The 18,896-nt window shown below is 46.2% G+C and carries 21 protein-coding genes; 4 read left to right on the top strand and 17 right to left on the bottom strand.

The features are described 5' to 3' along the window. Positions 1 to 5: 5 nt before the first annotated feature. From C3Y98_RS10765 to rsxA, 13 genes are all read right to left on the bottom strand, one after another. On the bottom strand, positions 6 to 917 hold the full coding sequence (locus C3Y98_RS10765; RefSeq protein ID WP_135278598.1) for an HvfB family MNIO-type RiPP peptide maturase: 912 nt from the start codon (positions 915 to 917) through the stop codon (positions 6 to 8). A gap of 23 nt (positions 918 to 940) precedes the next feature. Further along, positions 941 to 1,267: an HvfA family oxazolone/thioamide-modified RiPP metallophore gene (locus tag C3Y98_RS10760; RefSeq protein WP_135278597.1), complete on the bottom strand. Its 327-nt coding sequence runs from the start codon at positions 1,265 to 1,267 to the stop codon at positions 941 to 943. A 50-nt stretch (positions 1,268 to 1,317) separates the two neighbouring features. Next, positions 1,318 to 1,575 carry a zf-HC2 domain-containing protein gene (locus tag C3Y98_RS10755; protein ID WP_135278596.1) on the bottom strand — a complete coding sequence of 86 codons (258 nt, stop codon included), beginning with the start codon at positions 1,573 to 1,575 and terminating at the stop codon, positions 1,318 to 1,320. Between the two features lie 9 nt (positions 1,576 to 1,584). Beyond that, a complete protein-coding gene (locus tag C3Y98_RS10750) occupies positions 1,585 to 2,142 on the bottom strand; it encodes a sigma-70 family RNA polymerase sigma factor (RefSeq protein WP_135278595.1) in 558 nt (185 codons plus the stop codon). A 1-nt stretch (position 2,143) separates the two neighbouring features. Beyond that, positions 2,144 to 2,581 carry a DUF1841 family protein gene (locus tag C3Y98_RS10745; RefSeq protein WP_135278594.1) on the bottom strand — a complete coding sequence of 146 codons (438 nt, stop codon included), beginning with the start codon at positions 2,579 to 2,581 and terminating at the stop codon, positions 2,144 to 2,146. A 15-nt stretch (positions 2,582 to 2,596) separates the two neighbouring features. After that, the gene (locus C3Y98_RS10740) at positions 2,597 to 3,676 is read right to left on the bottom strand and encodes an FIST C-terminal domain-containing protein (RefSeq protein ID WP_135278593.1); all 1,080 of its coding nucleotides are present in this window, start codon (positions 3,674 to 3,676) and stop codon (positions 2,597 to 2,599) included. Beyond that, complete coding sequence (gene nth, locus C3Y98_RS10735) at positions 3,673 to 4,338, bottom strand: endonuclease III (RefSeq protein WP_135278592.1); 666 nt, start codon at positions 4,336 to 4,338, stop codon at positions 3,673 to 3,675. The genes C3Y98_RS10740 and nth overlap by 4 nt, the downstream gene beginning before the upstream one ends. A 16-nt stretch (positions 4,339 to 4,354) precedes the next feature. Next, a complete protein-coding gene (locus C3Y98_RS10730; protein WP_135278591.1) occupies positions 4,355 to 5,047 on the bottom strand; it encodes an electron transport complex subunit E in 693 nt (230 codons plus the stop codon). Then, positions 5,044 to 5,706 (bottom strand): electron transport complex subunit RsxG, encoded by a 663-nt coding sequence (gene rsxG, locus C3Y98_RS10725; protein WP_135278590.1) that lies wholly within the window; start codon positions 5,704 to 5,706, stop codon positions 5,044 to 5,046. Before rsxG ends, C3Y98_RS10730 begins: the two co-directional genes overlap by 4 nt. A gap of 22 nt (positions 5,707 to 5,728) precedes the next feature. Continuing rightward, positions 5,729 to 6,748 (bottom strand): electron transport complex subunit RsxD, encoded by a 1,020-nt coding sequence (gene rsxD, locus C3Y98_RS10720; RefSeq protein WP_135278589.1) that lies wholly within the window; start codon positions 6,746 to 6,748, stop codon positions 5,729 to 5,731. A gap of 37 nt (positions 6,749 to 6,785) precedes the next feature. Then, on the bottom strand, positions 6,786 to 8,723 hold the full coding sequence (gene rsxC / locus C3Y98_RS10715; protein ID WP_135278588.1) for an electron transport complex subunit RsxC: 1,938 nt from the start codon (positions 8,721 to 8,723) through the stop codon (positions 6,786 to 6,788). Continuing rightward, positions 8,720 to 9,298, bottom strand: a complete 579-nt coding sequence (rsxB, locus tag C3Y98_RS10710) for an electron transport complex subunit RsxB (RefSeq protein ID WP_135278587.1) — start codon at positions 9,296 to 9,298, stop codon at positions 8,720 to 8,722. Before rsxB ends, rsxC begins: the two co-directional genes overlap by 4 nt. A 150-nt stretch (positions 9,299 to 9,448) precedes the next feature. Beyond that, entirely contained in the window at positions 9,449 to 10,042 is a 594-nt protein-coding gene (gene rsxA / locus C3Y98_RS10705) for an electron transport complex subunit RsxA (RefSeq protein ID WP_135278586.1), read from the bottom strand. A 341-nt stretch (positions 10,043 to 10,383) separates the two neighbouring features. On the opposite strand from rsxA, the gene dapA reads away from it, so the two are divergent. From dapA to C3Y98_RS10690, 3 genes are all read left to right on the top strand, one after another. Next, complete coding sequence (gene dapA / locus C3Y98_RS10700; protein WP_135278585.1) at positions 10,384 to 11,259, top strand: 4-hydroxy-tetrahydrodipicolinate synthase; 876 nt, start codon at positions 10,384 to 10,386, stop codon at positions 11,257 to 11,259. A gap of 29 nt (positions 11,260 to 11,288) precedes the next feature. Continuing rightward, positions 11,289 to 12,584 carry an outer membrane protein assembly factor BamC gene (gene bamC, locus C3Y98_RS10695; RefSeq protein WP_135278584.1) on the top strand — a complete coding sequence of 432 codons (1,296 nt, stop codon included), beginning with the start codon at positions 11,289 to 11,291 and terminating at the stop codon, positions 12,582 to 12,584. 189 nt (positions 12,585 to 12,773) lie between these two features. Beyond that, complete coding sequence (locus C3Y98_RS10690; protein ID WP_135278583.1) at positions 12,774 to 13,547, top strand: MBL fold metallo-hydrolase; 774 nt, start codon at positions 12,774 to 12,776, stop codon at positions 13,545 to 13,547. A gap of 105 nt (positions 13,548 to 13,652) precedes the next feature. On the opposite strand, the gene C3Y98_RS10685 is transcribed toward C3Y98_RS10690, so the two are convergent. From C3Y98_RS10685 to C3Y98_RS10670, 4 genes are all read right to left on the bottom strand, one after another. Next, positions 13,653 to 13,877: a hypothetical protein gene (locus C3Y98_RS10685; RefSeq protein ID WP_135278582.1), complete on the bottom strand. Its 225-nt coding sequence runs from the start codon at positions 13,875 to 13,877 to the stop codon at positions 13,653 to 13,655. Between the two features lie 185 nt (positions 13,878 to 14,062). Next, positions 14,063 to 14,893 carry a secretin N-terminal domain-containing protein gene (locus C3Y98_RS10680; RefSeq protein ID WP_135278581.1) on the bottom strand — a complete coding sequence of 277 codons (831 nt, stop codon included), beginning with the start codon at positions 14,891 to 14,893 and terminating at the stop codon, positions 14,063 to 14,065. 9 nt (positions 14,894 to 14,902) lie between these two features. Beyond that, positions 14,903 to 15,394 (bottom strand): DUF7931 domain-containing protein, encoded by a 492-nt coding sequence (locus C3Y98_RS10675; RefSeq protein WP_245234366.1) that lies wholly within the window; start codon positions 15,392 to 15,394, stop codon positions 14,903 to 14,905. A gap of 23 nt (positions 15,395 to 15,417) precedes the next feature. After that, positions 15,418 to 16,605, bottom strand: a complete 1,188-nt coding sequence (locus C3Y98_RS10670) for a cupin domain-containing protein (protein ID WP_135278580.1) — start codon at positions 16,603 to 16,605, stop codon at positions 15,418 to 15,420. 153 nt (positions 16,606 to 16,758) lie between these two features. Between C3Y98_RS10670 and C3Y98_RS10665 the strand changes: the two genes are divergently transcribed. Next, the gene (locus tag C3Y98_RS10665) at positions 16,759 to 18,891 is read left to right on the top strand and encodes a molybdopterin-containing oxidoreductase family protein (RefSeq protein WP_135278669.1); all 2,133 of its coding nucleotides are present in this window, start codon (positions 16,759 to 16,761) and stop codon (positions 18,889 to 18,891) included. Positions 18,892 to 18,896 lie beyond the last annotated feature (5 nt).

The raw sequence follows: 18,896 nt of genomic DNA, 5'->3' as shown, positions 1-18,896 counted from the left end.
GATGGTTAACTGATTGAAATGGTCAGAGGTGTAGGCCGATTTCCATCAAGCTTACTGGGGCGTGGTATCGCCTGACGCTGCAAATCAGCGATTTTGTTCACTTCATGTATCAAGGTGCCTAGCGTTGGAATATTGCTATCGCGCTCTAGTAAGGTAGGGAACACGCCAAATAAGTCGTAAGCGTCTTTTAAGAGCGCCCAAACCGGGTCGATGACATCTTCACCATGCGTATCAATGAGTAAATCTGGCGATTGTTGATAGTGCCCTGCGATATGGCTATAAATAATGCGCTCATGCGGTATGCCACGCAAGAATGAAGGTGCATCAAAATTGAAATTCACGCTGTTGACGTATATGTTATTAATATCCAGGTGCAACAGGCAATCTGCTTCACTTAGCACTGCGTTAAGAAAGGTTAGCTCGCTCATTTCTGAGATTGGAGCCGCCGCATAAAACGAGGCGTTCTCTATGCCGATGCGCCTGCCTAGTATGTCTTGGGTTTGGCGAATGCGCTTTGCTACATAATGTACAGCTTCTTCGGTAAATGGGATGGGTAACAGGTCGTATAAATAGCCCTGCTTACCTTGGTAACCATCTGTGCAATAGCTTAAATGCTCAGTGTAGATATCAATGTCATACTGGTTTAAGAACTGCTTCACTTGTTGCAGGAAATCAATATTTAGCGGGCTGATGCCGCCTAGGGATAAGCAAAGACCATGACATACGATAGGATAGCGTGCTGCAAACCAATCTAGCTGTTTGCTTGCTTTGCTGCCCGCATCTATCCAATTTTCTGGTGCTATTTCTACAAACTGGAGATTGGAAATTAATGTTTGGTTGTCGAGTGACTGAATCTGGGGTATCAGCTCACGCTTCAACCCCAGACCTGCGCCATGAATTGGACTACGATTCATCATGCACTATATCAATCTGCTGGTGCTTATTTTTTCTCACCGCCGCAAGAGCCCTCTTTGGCTTTCTCACCGCCACATGAGCCTTCTTTTGCTTTTTCTGCACTGCTGGTCTTGCTGGAGCCACATTTTGCATCTTGCATTTTCATTTCTTTGGCTTTTTCAGCGGTGCCACACTTACCTGTGCCACATTTGCCATCGGCAGATTTTGCATCGTGCGCATCAGCTACTTGGTAGCCATTAGCAAGCGTTTTTAATGTAAATGGGTTTTCTGCCGCATTGACTGTGGTTGCTGCAACTGAAAGCGCTAATGCGCCACCGATAGCAAGAGAAATGGTTTTTTGTGTTTTGTTCATTATCGTTTCCTTTAATTTAAAGAGTTACCGCTAATTGCAATTAACGAAAGTTACTGAGATTGCTGATCAGATTCTATCTGATCAATTATTCTCGCCTTTGCTGCTAATGGGAGCGTAATAGCACTATTGTTTTCCATATTGGTTCTGATGCTTTGCAGTGCTACACGCAGTAGATTCAATTGTTTTTTGAATCGGTTACATGCACCGCAAATCATGAGATGCAGTTTTAACTGCATAAGTTCAGACCAAGATAACGGACGGTCCAGAGATTGCGAGATGAGTTTGCTGGCTTGTTTACAGGTCATCATATTCATCACCTAGCCTTTAACCCAGTTCATCTCTAAACATTTTCTTAACACCATCCTAGCTCTATACAACATTACCCAAGCATTGGTCGGCGTAATATCGAGTTCCTTACAAATATTTTCATTCTCCATTTCATGTACGTCTCTTAACATAAAAATGGCTTTAAGTTTCTTTGGTAGTTTTTGCATGCAAGCATCCAGTACACTTAAAAACTGGCTTTGCTCTAGCGCATGGTCTGGCATGTCAAAAGATTGCGGCTTGTCTAGCCAATGCCCGGTTTTGTCAAAGAAGTCATCCATGCTTTCTTCGCCAGCATCTAAATCAATAATGTCTGATATCGGCTGTTCACGGATCAGCTTGCGCTGCATATCCACTACTTTATGTTTGAGTATGCCGGTGAGCCAGGTGCGTACTGATGAATCACCTGCAAAACTATTGTGCTTAATTGCTGCGAGCATGGTTTCTTGTACGGCGTCCTCTGCCTGATGCGTATCTTTTAATCGCGCTAGGGCAAAGCGATATAAGTAATCCCCATGTTCATTCAGCCAGTCGTGAACATTGCTGTGCATATCAAGCCGCCACTCTTTGTTGTAATAGGCTCAGGTAGTGCGCAGAGTCTAATGGTGTGTTATTGCGCTGTGATTGCCATATGGTTTCGGCGAGGCATTCTAAGATATCGTGTTGTGCAAGGTGTTGGTCTTGATGTTTTTGTTTGAGCTGTTCGTAAATACCATGAATGCCGATGGGTTGATTGATGGATATTTGCTCAATCACAGATAAATGCAGGCTTAAATGCAGAAACGGATTGGTTTCCCCCATTTCTGGAAAGTACTGTTGCTGCATATAGCGCTCTGGCGCATCTAGTATCGTGTGATATTCGGGGTGCATTTGCATCACCTCGATCGCAATTTTCTCTAAATCTGAGAGCTGGACGTGTTGTTTAAACTTTGCCCATGCGTCAAATAAAAACTGTCTGGCTTGGTCGCGGCTCGGGTTATATAAACTCATAAAATACCTATTGCGCTATAACGCTGAAAATAATGAAAGAACGGTAGAGTAGGGGAGTAGCTGATTCTGCCCATTGATACAGGCAATTTCACCGTTACCATAAAAGCCTAATAATGGCATGTTTGGGAAGCGCTTGGTCACGACTTTTAGGTCTAGGTCTTCTCCATCGTATAAGTATGGTCCTCTCCCTAGGCAGGAAAATAGTAGGCCAAAGTCTGGGGTGCTGCCTAGCGCTGTTGATAGTGCGTCTGTCGCTAGCAGCATGTCCGCTTGGGCGCTGTTGGCATCACGCAGTGCCCAGCTTAAATATTGCCCCACGGGCAAGGTGTGTGCGAGTGTGACGCTGCCGTCAGCTTCGTCACAACTGATAATCGTGGTTTGATGATAATTCCCCTGCAGAATCGCCTTTTCACTATCACCATATACCGCCATGATTAAATGTAGCGGTAAGGGCTCTGGTGTCTTGCGGTAGCTATCCCAAGCTTTTTGTAAGGATCTAAGCGCTTTATGTTTGCCTAGCTGCTGCACATCAAACTGCTGGCTGGTCTGTATCAGCTTGGGGGGGCTAAGCAAGCTTAAACCATGCGCGGCCTGAGTTGCCATCTTTACTCCAGATATAAACATCTCGATATGGCCTGTTACATCCCCTTTTGCATTTTGCCATACCGAGAATGGCCCTTGTCCGGTAACGTCGCCAGAAATACCGCCATAGCGCGTGTGGTGGTCGAGCCATGTACTATTAATTGCACTCGGTGCTGCAATCGTCAACAGTGGCTGCAGGTTATGGTTGTGGCGTGCCAACTCGAGCTTGATATCGCCGCCAAACACCATTGCTGCGGCTGCAGGCGTATCCAACACCCAGTCTTCTTCAGTAAAGATGCCAGTTGCCGAGCAACCCGTGACTTGCGTGCAAGCTGCAGCCTTGGCCGCGGCTTTAATAGCAGCTTGCGGGTTGCTTGCAAACTCTGAGGTCAATAACAGTATCACAGCGTTGGCGCTAGTGATTCCAGCTTTGCTCATGGCATTGTTCACGGCCTGCGCAGCAAGTGCAGGCTGTGCCTGACGCCCCAATACAATGCTGGTGGCGACTTTCATTCTTTGGTGACGCCAGCGTTAGGTGGCAGGTAGTATTCTTTGGCCTGATATTCGCATAGGTCTTCTATGCAGCATTCTGCACACTTAGGTTTGCGTGCAGTGCAGACATAGCGCCCATGTAAAATAAGCAGATGATGCGCATCCTGCATGAACTCTGCCGGAATGGTTTTAATGTATTTTTTTTCTACATCCAGCACGGTTTTGCCTGTAGCGAGCTTGATGCGGTTGCCCAGCCTAAATAAATGCGTATCCACAGCGATGGTAGGTTCACCAAATGCTGTATTTAACACCACGTTGGCAGTTTTACGGCCAACGCCTGGCAACGCCTCTAATGCGCTGCGCGAATGTGGCACTTGCGATTGGTGTTTTTGTATCAATATTTGGCAGGTAGCTAATACATTTTTGGCTTTAGAGTGGTACAAGCCGATGGTTTTAATGTAATGCTCTAAATTTTCAAGTCCCAATGCCAAAATGCTTTCTGGCGTGTTGGCGATAGGAAAAAGCTTATCTGTGGCTAGATTCACGCTCTTATCCGTGGCCTGTGCTGACAGCATTACCGCAATCAGCAATTCAAAAGTCGTGCTGTAATTTAGTTCTGTGGCTGGATTAGGGATGGCTAACTTTAAGCGTTTAAATATCTCTAAGCGTTTTTCTGCATTCATAGGTTGTATTGACAGGTTAGGGGTGGAGCGCTGGTTGCAGTGCAGATGTAGTTGTATGCTCGTCAGCTGATTTTGCTTTGTTTCTAATATCCATCCAATTACGTGCCGCAATCAACATGCCTAGGCCTAGAAATGCCCCTGGTGGTAACACTGCCAATAAGAACCCGTGATAATCCGGGATGATCGTGAGTACAAACTGTTTGGCTGCTGGGCCAAACACAAGGTCTAGGCCTGAGAATAAGGTACCTTTACCTACAAGTTCGCGCATCCCGCCTAACAATCCTAATACTAAGGTTAAGCCTATCCCCATCATAAATCCGTCTAGAATCGATGGTATTGGCGCATTTTTGGCAGCAAATGACTCAACGCGTGCTAATACGATGCAATTTACTACAATTAATGGGATAAATATCCCCAGCACTTTATGCAGTGGGTGTGCAAACGCATTGATCGATAAATCAATCACAGTGACTAACGCTGCAATCACTAAAATAAATACAGGTACGCGAATTTCGTTGGGAACATATTTACGCACAGGGGAAATGGTGCCATTGGCTGCCGCCATGACCAATACTGTTGCTAAGCCAAGGCTGACTCCGTTGACGACACTAGTGGTGACGGCCAGCGTTGGGCACAAGCCCAATAATTGCACTACGCCCGGGTTTTGCTTCCAGATCCCATTCAGGGTAATTTCTTTATAGATGCTCATGTCGCGTCCTTACTTTGCGCTACTTTATCTGCAGTTTTGTTTTCTAATAACAAGAGTTTGTTTTCATTAAAAAACTGCAATGCCTTAGCCACTGCTTTAACGACCGCGCGCGGTGTAATTGTAGCACCTGCCATGTATTCGAACTTGCCGCCATCTTTAACCACCGCCCAATCTTTGGCAACGGTTTTAGTTAAAGATTCATTGCTAAACTGTGTGATCCAGGTATTGCGTTCAATTTCTATATAATCACCAAGTCCCGGTGTTTCTTTGTGTGCGAGCACGCGTACGCCGCTGATAGCGCCATCTGCACGGATGGCCAGCAATAGCTTAATGTCACCAGCGTAACCATCGTGTGCAATTGCCTCTAGGATGACGCCCACAGTTTCATCTCCTAATTTGGCAATATTGGCTTTACTAGGAACACGGTTCCCCAGTAGGGGGTTAGGCGGGATAGTAAGTTCTGTCTTCAGTAGATTATTGTTGTAAGTGTTATGCGGCAAAATCTGCGAAAACAGAGCCAGGCGTGCCTCGGCTTCACTTGCCTCTATTGGCGCGCGCGTGATGATGAATATATAAGCAAGTATGGCCGTTCCCACTAGCGCAAATGCAGTGAGCGTGCCTGCTGTTTTAATGGCGTGTTTAATAATGGTTTCTGACATTCTTCAGCCTGTTGATGATGAATTAACGCTTATGCCCAAATACACGCGGCTGGGTGTGCGCATCAATCAGTGGCACGCACATATTCATGATTAATACTGCAAATGCAACGCCATCTGGATAGCCACCATATACGCGAATTAAATAAGTGAGTACACCTGCACCTGCCGCAAAGTATAGTTTGCCTTTAGGTGTGGTTGGGCCGCTGACCGGATCGGTAATAATAAAGAACGCGCCCAGCATGGTAGCACCAGCCATTAAATGCAGGCCAGGGCCGGCAAATTGGCTAGGTTGCGCGATATTAAAAATAAAGGAAATGAACGCTAGGGCTGCGATAAATGCCGTGGGTAAATGCCAGGAGATAATGCGTTGCTGCACTAAATATAGGCCGCCGAGCAAATACGCCGCAGTGACCCACTCCCCTCCTTTTGCACCAAAATGACCAAAAATGGATGCTTGTGAAATGGTGGTTACTTCTTGCTGCAGCATGCGCTGAGTTTTAAGGTAGTCCAGCGGTGTGGCCGAGGTCACGGCATCCAGTGGCACGCCAGTGGGCAGTATGTTGCCAAAAATTAATCTAAATTGTTCAGTCCATGCTAATGGTGTTGTTGCCAGTGCTAGTGGCGCTGGCCATTTGGTCATGATTACCGGAAAGGAGATTAATAGTACAGCGTAGCCAACCATGGCTGGGTTAAACGGGTTGTAGCCTAATCCGCCGTAGAGTTGTTTAGCTATTGCAATCGCAAATAGTGTACCTACCACCACTAGCCACCATGGTGCGAGCGGTGGTAGTGCTAGTGCCAATAGCCATGCCGTTACCACAGCACTAAGGTCTGCTAGGCTAGGCGCTATCGGACGCTGTCTAATTTTTAAAATAGCAGCTTCGGTGATTAATGCGGTGATTGTGGCCAGCGTGAGCGAAATTAAAATACCACCGCCATAGACCCAAGTGTAAGCGATGATGCCCGGTACCAGCGCAAGCAGCACCTTGAGCATAATCATGCTTACGCTAGGTGCATCAGTGATGTAAGGTGAGCGGTTCAATCGTCGTATCCTAATAACAATAGAGTGGGTATAGTCATTAATCAGGTGCTTTACTTTTAATCATTTGTTGTGCTTTAGTGCGTATAGCTTCGATTTCATCGATTTCAGCTTTGACCTTGGCACTCAGGTTTTCTGTATTTTTAGGTGTAGCGCCAGTTTGCGCAGCAGCTAGCTTCTGCGCCTTGGCACGTTCAATCGCCGCGGCAATCAGTGCTTGCTTGTCTGCTTTGGCTTGCGCCTCATTAGTTGCCGATGTTGTGGCATCAGGCTTTGCCTCAGCTATATTAGGCAATGTGTTATCTGGAGTTGATTCAGCTTGTACTGGTAGGTCTGTGCCTGTTTTGGCTGCATCAATGTTGGCCGCCGCCAGCTTTAGTGCTTTTGCGCGCTCTACAGCTGCAGCAATTGCGGCTTTTTTCGCTTCAACAGCATCTGGATTGCTAGTGGTTTTTTCTGTTTCTGCTAGCTCTGGTTTAGCTTCGTTGTTTTTAGCGCTGGCTGCCCGTTCTGCATGTTTTTGCGCGCGTTCCAGTTTTTCGCGCTCAATGCGAGCTAGCCTAAAGTCATTGCGTTCACGTGCCAAATCTGCTGCTTCTTGGGCTTTGTCGAGGGCAATAATTTCACTTTTTGCGTAGCGGTAGTATTGCACGAGCGGGATATTGCTGGGGCAAACATAAGTGCAGCAACCACATTCGATGCAATCAAATAAGTTGTAATCTCGTGCTTTTTCAAAATTGTCAGACTTCGCAAACCAATACAGCTCTTGTGGCTGTAAATTAACTGGGCACGCGTCCGCGCAACGTGTGCAACGTATGCAGGGCTGAGCTGGCGGCGGCGGTGCAAACAAGGCTGGGCTAGCGGCAATAATGCAATTAGCAGCTTTGGTCACGGGCACATTGAGCGTAGGTAAGTCAAAACCCATCATGGGCCCGCCCATCACAAAGTGGGTGGTGTCTGGTTTTGCACCGCCGGCAGCAGCCATGAGTAATGGGATTGGTGTCCCTAACAAGACCTCAAAGTTCTGTGGGGTTGTGACATTGCCGGTGACAGTGACGATGCGGCTGACACTGGGCTCGCCAAAGGCGAAATAGCGATAAATCGCCAATACGGTTGCTACGTTAAATACTTGAATGCCGACTTCAGTTGAGCGTTTGTGATGCGGCACCTCTACGCCAAGTAATAAGTGAATGAGCCGGCGTGCATCGCCACTAGGGTAGAGAGTCGGCACGGTTGTCACAACTGCATTGGTCAGGCTTTGGCTAGCGCCAGCCATCGCCTGAGTGGCCTCAGGCTTGTTATCTTCAATACCGATGACGACTTTAGCCGCACCCAGTAGATGCTGGGCAATAGCTATTCCTTGAATGATTTCCTCAGCACGTTCACGCATGAGCATGTCATCACATGTAATGTAAGGCTCGCACTCCGCTGCATTGATAATCAGGGTGTGGATAGCTGATGACCTATCCTTACGCAGCTTAATATGTGTGGGGAATGTCGCACCACCTAAGCCCACGATGCCCGATGTACGTAAGCTGCTAATCAGTTCGCTGTGCGCAGTGTTTTTCCAGTCTATCGGTGTTAATGGTTTCCATTGATCTTTACCATCTGGTGTCAAAGTCACACACATGTCAGGCAAGCCGGACGGGTGCGGAATCACTGCTTCCTCAATAGCAGTAATGGTGCCGGAAGTCGGTGCATGGATGGCGGCAGATACTGTGCCTTCCGCCTCGGCAAGCATCTCCCCTTTTAAAACGTAATCGCCTACTTTAACTTTTAGTTTAGGAATGTAGCCCACATGCTGACGTAATGGTAGCGTGAGCGTCTGTGGAATCGGGAGTTGCGCAATCGGGCGTGTGGTTGATTCATATTTGTGACCATCCGGGTGCACGCCACCATGAAACTTATGTATATCATTTGCAGTGTTGGTAGCGAGGTTTTTAATCAGCTTGCTGGCAAATTGAATAATGGTATTCATGAAGGCACCTTGCCGGAATCTACAGGCAATGCCTTGATGGGGAACACTGGATACTTCCACTTCCAGTTATCAGGCGTTTCAGCCAGCGCTACCATGCTAATGCAGTCTACCGGGCAGGGTGCCAAACATAGCTCGCAGCCAGTGCATTCTGATGCAATAATCGTATGCATGTGTTTAGCCGCACCTAAGATGGCATCGACTGGGCACGCTTGTATGCATAAAGTGCAGCCAATACAAGTGGCCTCATCAATGAAGGCGACAGACTTGGGTTTAGGCAAGCCGTGCTCCGCGTTGAGGGGTTTATACTCGACGCCCAGCAAATCAGCCAGCGCATGCACACCGGCGTCACCGCCTGGCGGGCATTGGTTAATATCTGCTTCACCATTGGCGATGGCGGTAGCGTATGGCTTGCAGCCGGGGTAGCCACATTGGCCGCATTGTGTTTGAGGCAGAATGGCATCTATACGTGCCACCACTGGGTCGCCCTCTACTTTAAAAAGTAATGCCGCAATGCCTAACAAGGCACCCAGCACTAAGGCTAGCCCAAGCATGACGTAGATGGAGGTTAATAACATATCGCTTTTTGATTATCTTTAAATAAAGTGGCTAATATTTTAGTAGTTCTTTATGTTGTTTAACGAGGTTTGGCGACACCCAAATCTTTTAATACAATGTTTTTTAGCGGCTGAAGATTGAGTGCTTAAGTCTAGTATTTATCTTTGAGTCTAGTATTTATCTAGGCCCATAAATCCCATAAATGCCAAGCTCATTAATGCAGCGGTAATCATCCCGATAGCCGAACCTTTAAATGCAGCAGGCACGTCTGCACCTTCTAATCGTTCTCGCATGGACGCAAACAGGATCAGCACCAATGAAAAACCAAGTGCGCCACCTAGCCCAAAGAACAGTGATTCTAAAAAGCTATGGCTTGCTTGTGCATTGAGGAGTGGAATGCCAAGCACCGCGCAGTTTGTGGTGATTAACGGTAGAAAGATGCCTAAGCCTTGGTGTAGGGTAGGGAAGTTCTTTTCCATGACCATTTCTGTTAGCTGCACAACGCCAGCAATAATCACAATGAAAGATAGTGTGCGCAGATAAAACAGGCCATTCGGTTCTAGCAGGTAGTGATTGATGCCCCAGCTTGTCATTGAGCCCACGCTTAACACCAGCGCAGTGGCACCTGCCATTCCGATAGACGCTTCTAATTTTTTAGAAACACCCATGAATGGGCACAAGCCCAAAATCTTTACTAGCACGATGTTGTTTACAAACACGGTGCCAATCAAAATCATGATGTAATGATGAAAATCGAAAGTCATATTTTAAATATGGGTTTCAGCGATAATTTTTTAGATTATACAGCGTTTGTTACGGTGTAAATCAGTTAAGGACGCACTTGAGTTAAGTGTTTGATATATAAATGCTGTCATAAGTTTTGACTATCATTGAGTTGGCTGCAGGTTGATACTGGTAGTGGTAATCTACCTATGTGATTTAGTGCTGCAAGTGCGATAAGCTTTACGATTGGCGACGTCTGCTGAAAAGATGCTGGCGAATGTTTCTATAAAATCATCGTCAAATGGAAATTGTGCGTAATAAATACAGAAAATTATGAAACATTCAGGTTAAAATATAACATTATGAATCAGGTAGATTTCCTATGTTGCAAGGCAGTTTAGTTGCTATTGTTTCGCCCATGTTTGAAGATGGGCGTTTAGATATCCCATCTTTAAAAACATTGATTGATTTTCATATTGATCAAGGCTCGGATGGTATTGTGATTGTTGGCACTACGGGGGAGTCACCTACTGTAGATTTTGATGAGCATTGTTTGCTGATTGAAACAGCCGTGGCCCAAGTGGCTGGCCGCGTGCCAGTGATTGCGGGTACAGGCGCTAACTCAACCAAAGAAGCTATTGTGCTGACACAAAAGGCAAAAGAGCTGGGCGCTGATGCTTGTCTTTTGGTTGCACCTTATTACAACAAGCCAACACAAGAGGGTTTGTACCAGCATTTTAAAGCTGTGGCAGATGCTGTAGCTATTCCACAAATTCTGTATAACGTACCTGGTCGTACGGGTTGTGATATCAGCAATGACACGGTGCTGCGCTTAGCCACCCATGCCAATATTGTAGGTATCAAAGATGCGACAGGTGGTATTGAGCGTGGAACTGACTTGTTATTACGTGCTCCAAAAGAGTTCGCTATTTACAGTGGTGATGATGCAACCGCATTGTCTTTAATGTTGTTAGGTGGGCATGGCGTGATTTCAGTCACCGCCAACGTTGCGCCTAAGTTGATGCACGACATGTGTGTGTCTGCGTTGGCTGGAGATGTAAAAGTCGCACGTGAAATCAATGCCAAACTGTTCGGTTTACATCAGAAGTTGTTTGTAGAGGCGAACCCAATCCCGGTTAAATGGGTATTGGCACAGATGGGCATGATTAAAACTGGCATTCGATTGCCAATGGTTAATTTATCAGCTCAGTATCATGAAGTATTGCGCAAGGCTTGTGAGCCTGCACAAATTCTATAACGAACAATAGAGTTCTACACGAGGTTTGAATGAAACAAGTTAATTTCAACGCAGGCGTTTATCGTCTAGGCGTGTTGCGTAAAGCAAAGTCTTTAGTGCTACCTTTGTTTTTAATGGCAAGTTTAAGTGCTTGTGATTCTATTCCTTTTATTGATACAAAATCAGATTACAAAGGCGCAGGCCGTTCACGCCCATTGGAAGTGCCGCCTGATTTAACCGCAAGTCCAGTGAGTGATGCCTATGCCGTGCCAGGTAGCGCAAGTTACTCTAGTTATAGCCAAGCGCAAGAGGGGCAAGAAGTCGGTGTTGAGAAAGTGCTGCAAAACCCTGATGGTGTACGCATGGAAAAGTCAGGCACACAGCGCTGGTTGGTGGTAAATGCGCCAGCTGACAAAATATGGCCGGTGATTCGTGACTTCTGGACCGACATGGGCTTTGCTGTACGTGTAGAGAACCCACAGATTGGCGTGATGGAAACAGAGTGGATTGATGCTGAAGCACTGAAAAAAGATGAATCAGGCAACGCTTTAGATAAGTTTGACAAATGGCTGGATAAATTATCTGGGTTTGCTGATAAGAGAAAATTCCGTACACGTTTGGAGCATGGTAACGATACTGGCACAACTGAGATTTATATGACGCACCGTTCAGTGGTTGGTGCGCCAGACGACGGTAAAACCCGCATTAGAACCCAATTGGGTGAAATTGAAACCGGTTACAAAGCCGAAGCGGCAACTAACCCTAGAGGTGATGCGTTCGATGCGGAGCTTGATGCTGAGCTATTGCGCCGCTTGATGGTGAAGTTAGGGGTAGAAGAGAAAAAATCGCAAACGATTCTTGCTGATGCAACAGCTGCTAAACATGCCGAGGTGGTGAAGGAGGCTGACGGTAGTGCTAGATTGTTGCTGACTGACCAGTTTGACCGTGCATGGCGTCGTGTAGGGTTGGCTCTAGACCGCGTTGGCTTTGTAATCGAAGACAGAGATCGCTCTAATGGCCTTTTCTTTGTGCGCTATGCTGATGTAGATATTGATGATGCACCTAAGAAAAAGAAAGGCTTGATCGAGAGCATTAAATTCTGGGGTGATGACGAAGAGAAAAAGCCTGAGTCAGTCGCTAAAAAAGAAGATAAAAGCATCGTAGATAGCTTAAAGTTCTGGGGTAGTGACGACAAACAAAAGGCGAATCGCGATCGTCAATACCGCATCAAAGTGAGTGACGGTGATAACGGTGCAGTGGTGACCGTGGTTGATACCGAAGGTGCACGCGTGCGTACCACAACGGCAAATAGAATTATTGCCCTGATGTATGAGCAGTTACGCTAACTAAATATAAGGCGGCTTATTGGCCGCCTTTTTTGTTGGTGATGCGGCAAGTTTTAGGGTAAGAATAGGGCTACCGCTATTTGCCATGATTTGTAGTTCTTGGATTTATATGTTCTCAGGCTTTTACTTTCTTAATAGCTTGGCTAACTTACCTTTGTTTATTGTCAGTTTATAGAAGAGAGATCAAAGATGCGCTTTGCTTCGCTCGGAAGTGGCAGCGCTGGCAATGCGCTAGTGGTTGAGGTCAATAACACGCGCTTGATGCTGGACTGTGGCTTTAGCATTAAGGAAACCACCAGTAGACTGGCACGTTTGAATTTAAAGCCTGAAGATCTGGCCGGCATTGTCATTACGCACGAGCATGACGATCACGCTGGCGGCGCTTTTAAGTTTGCGGCTAAGCATCACATCCCCGTTTGGCTCACCTATGGCACACTCAAAATGGCCGAGCGATATTTTCCGAATCAGCACGACCTGCAACTTAATGTGATTGATAGTCACACGCCATTTAACGTGGCTGATATTGAAGTGTGCCCATACCCTGTCCCGCATGATGCGCGTGAGCCAGTGCAGTGTGTATTTGGTGATGGTCAGCATCGCCTAGGGGTGCTGACAGACGTTGGGCGTACTACCTTGCATATTGAGCAGCAGTTGAGCGGTTGTGATGCGCTGGTGCTGGAATGTAATCACGATAGCGCTATGCTACGCAATGGACCATATGCCGCCTCTTTAAAAAAGCGGGTAGGGGGTGAATGGGGGCATTTGGAGAACTCAGCCTCAGCTGATTTGCTCGCGAAGTTAGATCGTTCCAAATTGCAGCATCTGCTAGCTGCGCACCTAAGCGCAAAAAATAATACGCCGTTGCTTGCGAAATCTGCGTTAGCAGGGGTTGCTGACTGTGCGCTGGATTGGATTGGTGTTGCTGATCAGGCCTTGGGATTTGACTGGCGTCAAATTAGCTAGTTTGCCTGGTGAATAAAGCTGATGCTAATTGCTGAGGTTCAGTGCTCAGACGTAAAAAAGCCGACTTGCGTCGGCTTTTTTAATAACTATTGATTAAACAATAAATTATTTTGCAGCTTCAGCAGGAGCAGCTTCAGCAGCTGGTGCAGTTTCAGCAGCTGGTGCTTCAGCAGCAGGAGCAGCTTCAGCAGCTGGTGCTTCAGCAGGAGCAGCTTCAGCAGCTGGTGCTTCAACAGCAGGAGCTTCAACAGCAGGAGCTTCAGCAGCTTTTTCACCACAAGCAGTAACAGCAAGAGCTAACAATGCAGCTAACAAAACAGAACGTGTCATTTTAAATTTCCTTATGAGTTTAACTGGTTAAAAAACTGTTTTCGATACTACTTAAAAAGTGACTAATAACTATATCGAGTGGCGCAAATTCTAGCAGGAATTAAAAAAAAAAACACTACATTTCAAATATTAAGCTGAAATATAGTAAAAAAGTTCCCGCTTTCGTATAGCTTACCTGAAAATGATTATTCAACACGAATAAAAAGCTGGTTATTTTGGGAAGATTGCCCGCTACTGCTGGCCAATATCGCGCGACTCACCTCATCTTTGTCTTGCATCATGCCACCTAGATTGACCCACTCACCACGTTGTGCCCGTACTGTAGACGAGAGTTGCTCAAACTCTATGCGACCATTCTGCTGCAAGCTAGAAAATGTCGGGGTGATTTCAAGCTCAACTTGGCTGCCTATGCTACGAGCGCGCACTGTAAAACCTGTGCCAATATCTACAAATTCCGTACTGACTTGCCTAACTGCGTAGCGGCGAGTGAGCATTACCCATTCACTGGTGTAGGGAATGGATTCACCGACACTGATATAGGCAGGTGCGCCATCTGTAACCCGAATAAACTGTTGGCTACTTTGTCGTGAGCTGGTTTGGTTATCTTCTAGGCCTATTTGGATGCCATCCCTGCCGCTTCTAGCATCATTTTCCGTCTGTATGGCGACATTGCCAATGCGGGTGCGGCCTTTTACTGTAGTGTTACGACTAGTGCCTGTAACGTTATTCTGGCGCTTTACGCTAATGGTGAAATTTTCTCGTGCAGTGTCTAGTGTGGCAATGGTTTGCTCAACTTCGGCCATCGTTTTGCTATCGGTGCGGACGATAAGCTGGTTTTGTATGGCGGATGCTGTTCCATGGTTGCCAATGACAGCTTGTATCGTTGGTAGCACCTCTTCCGCAAAGCGATGCTGCAGGGTGAAAATTTTGAAGTCATTAGCGGCATGGCTTTGCAGCGTGAGGCTTAATGCCAATAACAGCCATAGCCAGCGATTTTTTATCAATAGTCGTATCATGTTGATGCCCTATAACCCTAATGGTGTGATGCTTACTGTGTCTTGGATTGCCTCTGTCAGTTCCTCAAATCTGGTGTGAAGTGCTTTAACCGTTGCGACGTCATCATAAGCATACTTAAATCGTGCTTGGTCGATATGTATGCGCTTAATGTAGTGTTTGCCATCCGCCAGAATAAAACAGTCTTTCGCATGCTTTGCGGACTGGTTGGTGACATGTACACTCATTTTGTGCCCAAAGGTTTTAAGCAGATTAAGTAGCCTAGGGCATTTATCTTGGAAATGAGCGCTATCTTGCAGAATAATCGATACACGGCTGGTAATCTGCTGGCTTAAGAGTTGTTGTAACAACTCATAGGTAGCCAAGCTGGAGAATTCACCTCGCTTTAAATCTTGGTCAAAGATTAAAAGCTCATGCTCTGCACTTTGTATAATGAGTTGCATGGCCTCGTTATACAAATGCTCTCCTACCATGATTTTATCCGGCATTAATATGCTGTCCATGATGTTAATAATACGCGCTATGCTTAATTGAAGTAAAGGTAACCAGCCAGATACCATGCATGTAATTGCTCAATGATTGTGGTCTCTATCTCGCCTGCTTGTTTAATATCGTCGCTAGTCAATTTACGATAATCGGCCAGTGCGGTGAGTAACTTTGCTGACCCGCCTGTCGCCGCAATAGATTCACCGTTTAAATAAAAATACTGCGCAGAAAACAGCATTTGGCTTTTTAAATCTAGGCAGATACCTTGCTGCAGCAGGTTTTCATGGAATTTACGTAAAGATATTTTTTTGTTTGGATTAAAAAACACGTCAACTTTAGGTTCGGACAAGTAAGACCCTAAGAAATCTGCCACATGCTGATCTGACCATTGAATAGTTTTTAAAATATCGGCTACTTTGCTAATCATCTCGCCGCCAATTTCGGCTGGGTGTTCTTGTAGAGTTAAATCGGCATCTTGATAGATACCAGGCAAGGCGTTTGCATCTTTATTGAGTTTATCTTGCAAAAAGCCAAGAAACTCTGTGGCTAGTTCTTGCACTTTGGGTGCTCTAAACCCAATGGAGTAGGTCATGCAGTCCGTATTGCCATCTGTCACGGCGATGCCCCAATGTGCTAAGTGTGGCGGTAAATAGAGCAAGTCGCCGGATTCCACTAGCCACTCTTGTGCAGTATCAAAGTTTTTTAAAATGCGTAATGGTGCGCCTTCGACCAAACTTAAATCGGTTTGCTCGCTAATACGCCATAGCCGCTTGCCTTGGCCTTGCAGTAAGAATACGTCATAGCTATCAAAATGCGGCCCTACACCACCGCCATCCGGTGCGTAGCTCACCATTAGGTCATCTAGCCTCGCATGTGGAATAAAATTAAATTGGCTCAGCAGTTCAGCGGCTTCATGTAAGTGATGATTCACACTCTGTACCAGCAAGGTCCAGCGGTGCTTAGGGTCTGGTTTTTCAGGAAGGTTCGCGAAGTCACTTTCATCAAATGGACCATGACTTGCATGCCATTTTCCTTTAATTTCCTCCACGATGCGGGATTGAACCTCTTCTTCGCAAGCTAGCCCTGCTAGCTCATCTGGGCTCAATAGTCCCTTAAATTCTGGAATGGCATTTTTAATCAGTAAAGGTTTTTTATGCCAATAGTGTTCTAAAAATTCGCTGGCAGTGATACCGCCTAGTAGCTGTAGTGGTTGGTTAAGATTATGCATGTGCTTGATTGATTAATAGTTCAGTGAATAATTATGCCATTGCATTACTATACAGGTGAGTATATATTAGTGAAAAAGTGTAAAAATTAAATCAATCTGTTGCAATCTAATATCACGAATCATCGCTATATTATTTTTTAAGGATTATTAATGATGAGCGCTCCTACTGACTCTTCTGTTCAAACCTTTCATGGCGGATGTCCGCATGATTGTCCAGACACCTGCTCAATGGTGTACACGGTTAAAGATAAAAAACTCATTTCAGTGACGGGTAATAAATCTCACCCTATGACGCGTGGCGGCTTGTGTGTGAAATTAAAAGATTACGAAAAGCGTCATTATCACCCAGACCGTTTGCTCTACCCGCTAAAACGTATCGGCACCAAGGGTAGTAAGCAATTCAAGCGTATCTCTTGGGATGAGGCCTTGGATGAGATTACAAATAAGTGGAAAGCGATTATTGATACAGACGGGCCGCACGCCATCATGCCAAATAGTTACTTAGGTAACCAAGGTTTGGTGCATGGGCTCAATGGTGGTGATGCATTTTTTAATCGTATGGGTGCAACGGTGTGTGAGCGTACTTTCTGTGGCGAAGGCTCATGTACAGCCTGGCTGCTGACGGTAGGGCCTACAGCAGGAGTAGACCCAGAAAGCTTTGCGCACGCTAAGTATATTGTGATCTGGGCTTGTAACTCAGTGAGTACTAACTTACACCACTGGCACATCATTCATGAGGCACAAAAACGAGGTGCTAAAGTGGTGGTAGTGGACTCTTATGCCTCTAAAACGGCCAAAGAGGCAGATTGGCATATTGCGCCTAAACCGGGTACTGATGGTGCCTTAGCGATGGCAATGATGCATGTGATTATTAGTGAAGGCTTAACAGACCAAGACTACATCGATCATTACACCATAGGTTATCAAGAGTTAGCCGAACGTGCTAAAACCAGAACGCCAGAGTGGGCTGCAGAAATCACCGGCATCTCCGCTGATGATATTAGAAAGTTTGCTCGTGAATATGCGACCACACCGCCAGCCGTAATCCGCCTAGGCGTTGCGCTAGAAAGAAGTTACGGTGGTAGCCAAGCCATTCGTGCTGTCACAAGTTTGCCTGCACTTATTGGCGCATGGCGCCATGTGGGTGGCGGTGCACTACAGTTTCCGGTATGGGAGCATCCATATAAATTCGATGTGATTTCCCGCCCAGATCTAATTCCCGAAGGAACCCCTGTAGTCAATAACCTGCAACTAGGGCGGGCGCTTACAGGTGAACTAGATCTTAAAACACCGATTAAATCGATGATGGTGTGGAACACCAACCCACTCACTCAAGCACCGGAAACGGACAAAATAGTCAAAGGCCTGGAGCGTGAGGCCCTATTCTTGGTAGTGGCTGAGCACTTTATGTCCGACACTGCTGCCTACGCGGATATTATCTTGCCAGCTGCGATGGGCGCTGAGATGGAGGATATGGTGCTCTCATGGGGGCATTTGTACCTGACTTACAATCAAAAATGCATAGATCCACCAGGGGAAGCGCTTCCAAATAATGAGATATTTAGACAGCTAGCCAAGCGCATGGGTTACACCGATGCTAATTTCCAGTGGAATGATACTGAGTGCTTAGAGAATTATGTAGATTGGGATTCACCTACCTGTGACGGTATCGATTTAGATTATTTACGGCAACACGGCTTTGCACGTTTAAAGGCGTTTGGTGATAAAGATACGCGCGCGCGCCATGCAAAAGGTGAGTTTCCTACGCCTAGTGGCAAGTGCCATTTCTTAGTGGAAGGGGCAAAAAACTTTGTGGCAGGGCCTTTCCGCCAAATGTATGATGGTTTCCAACCGGGCGAAGATTTAGATAGCCTGCCAGACTATGTGCCATCACGTGAAACGCCGGCAACCAACCCTGAACTTGCCGCCAAGTATCCTTTGAATATAATTTCACCTAAGAGTCATGGCTTTCTAAACTCATGCTATGCCAATGTCACAGAAAAAATTAAGGGTCAAGGCGAGCAGTTTGTAATGATTAATCAGCTAGATGCTACAGCGCGCAATATTAAAGCAGGTGATGTCGTAAAAGTGTTCAACGACCGTGGTGCATTTGAAGGTGTGGCGAGAATTTCAGACGATGTTAACGCTGGGATTGTGGTAGCGACACTAGGTTATTGGCGGCAGTTGAATAATGGGACGGTGAACTGTATTAGTTCGGCTGAGTTTGGGGATATGGGGCACTCCACTACCTTTAGTGATAATTTGGTGGAAGTGGCGTTGGGGTAAGCTAG

This window comes from Methylotenera oryzisoli (assembly GCF_004661485.1).
Classification (GTDB): domain Bacteria; phylum Pseudomonadota; class Gammaproteobacteria; order Burkholderiales; family Methylophilaceae; genus Methylotenera; species Methylotenera oryzisoli.
Note: the sequence above shows the minus strand (reverse complement) of the source record. Positions and strands in the feature narration are given on the sequence as shown.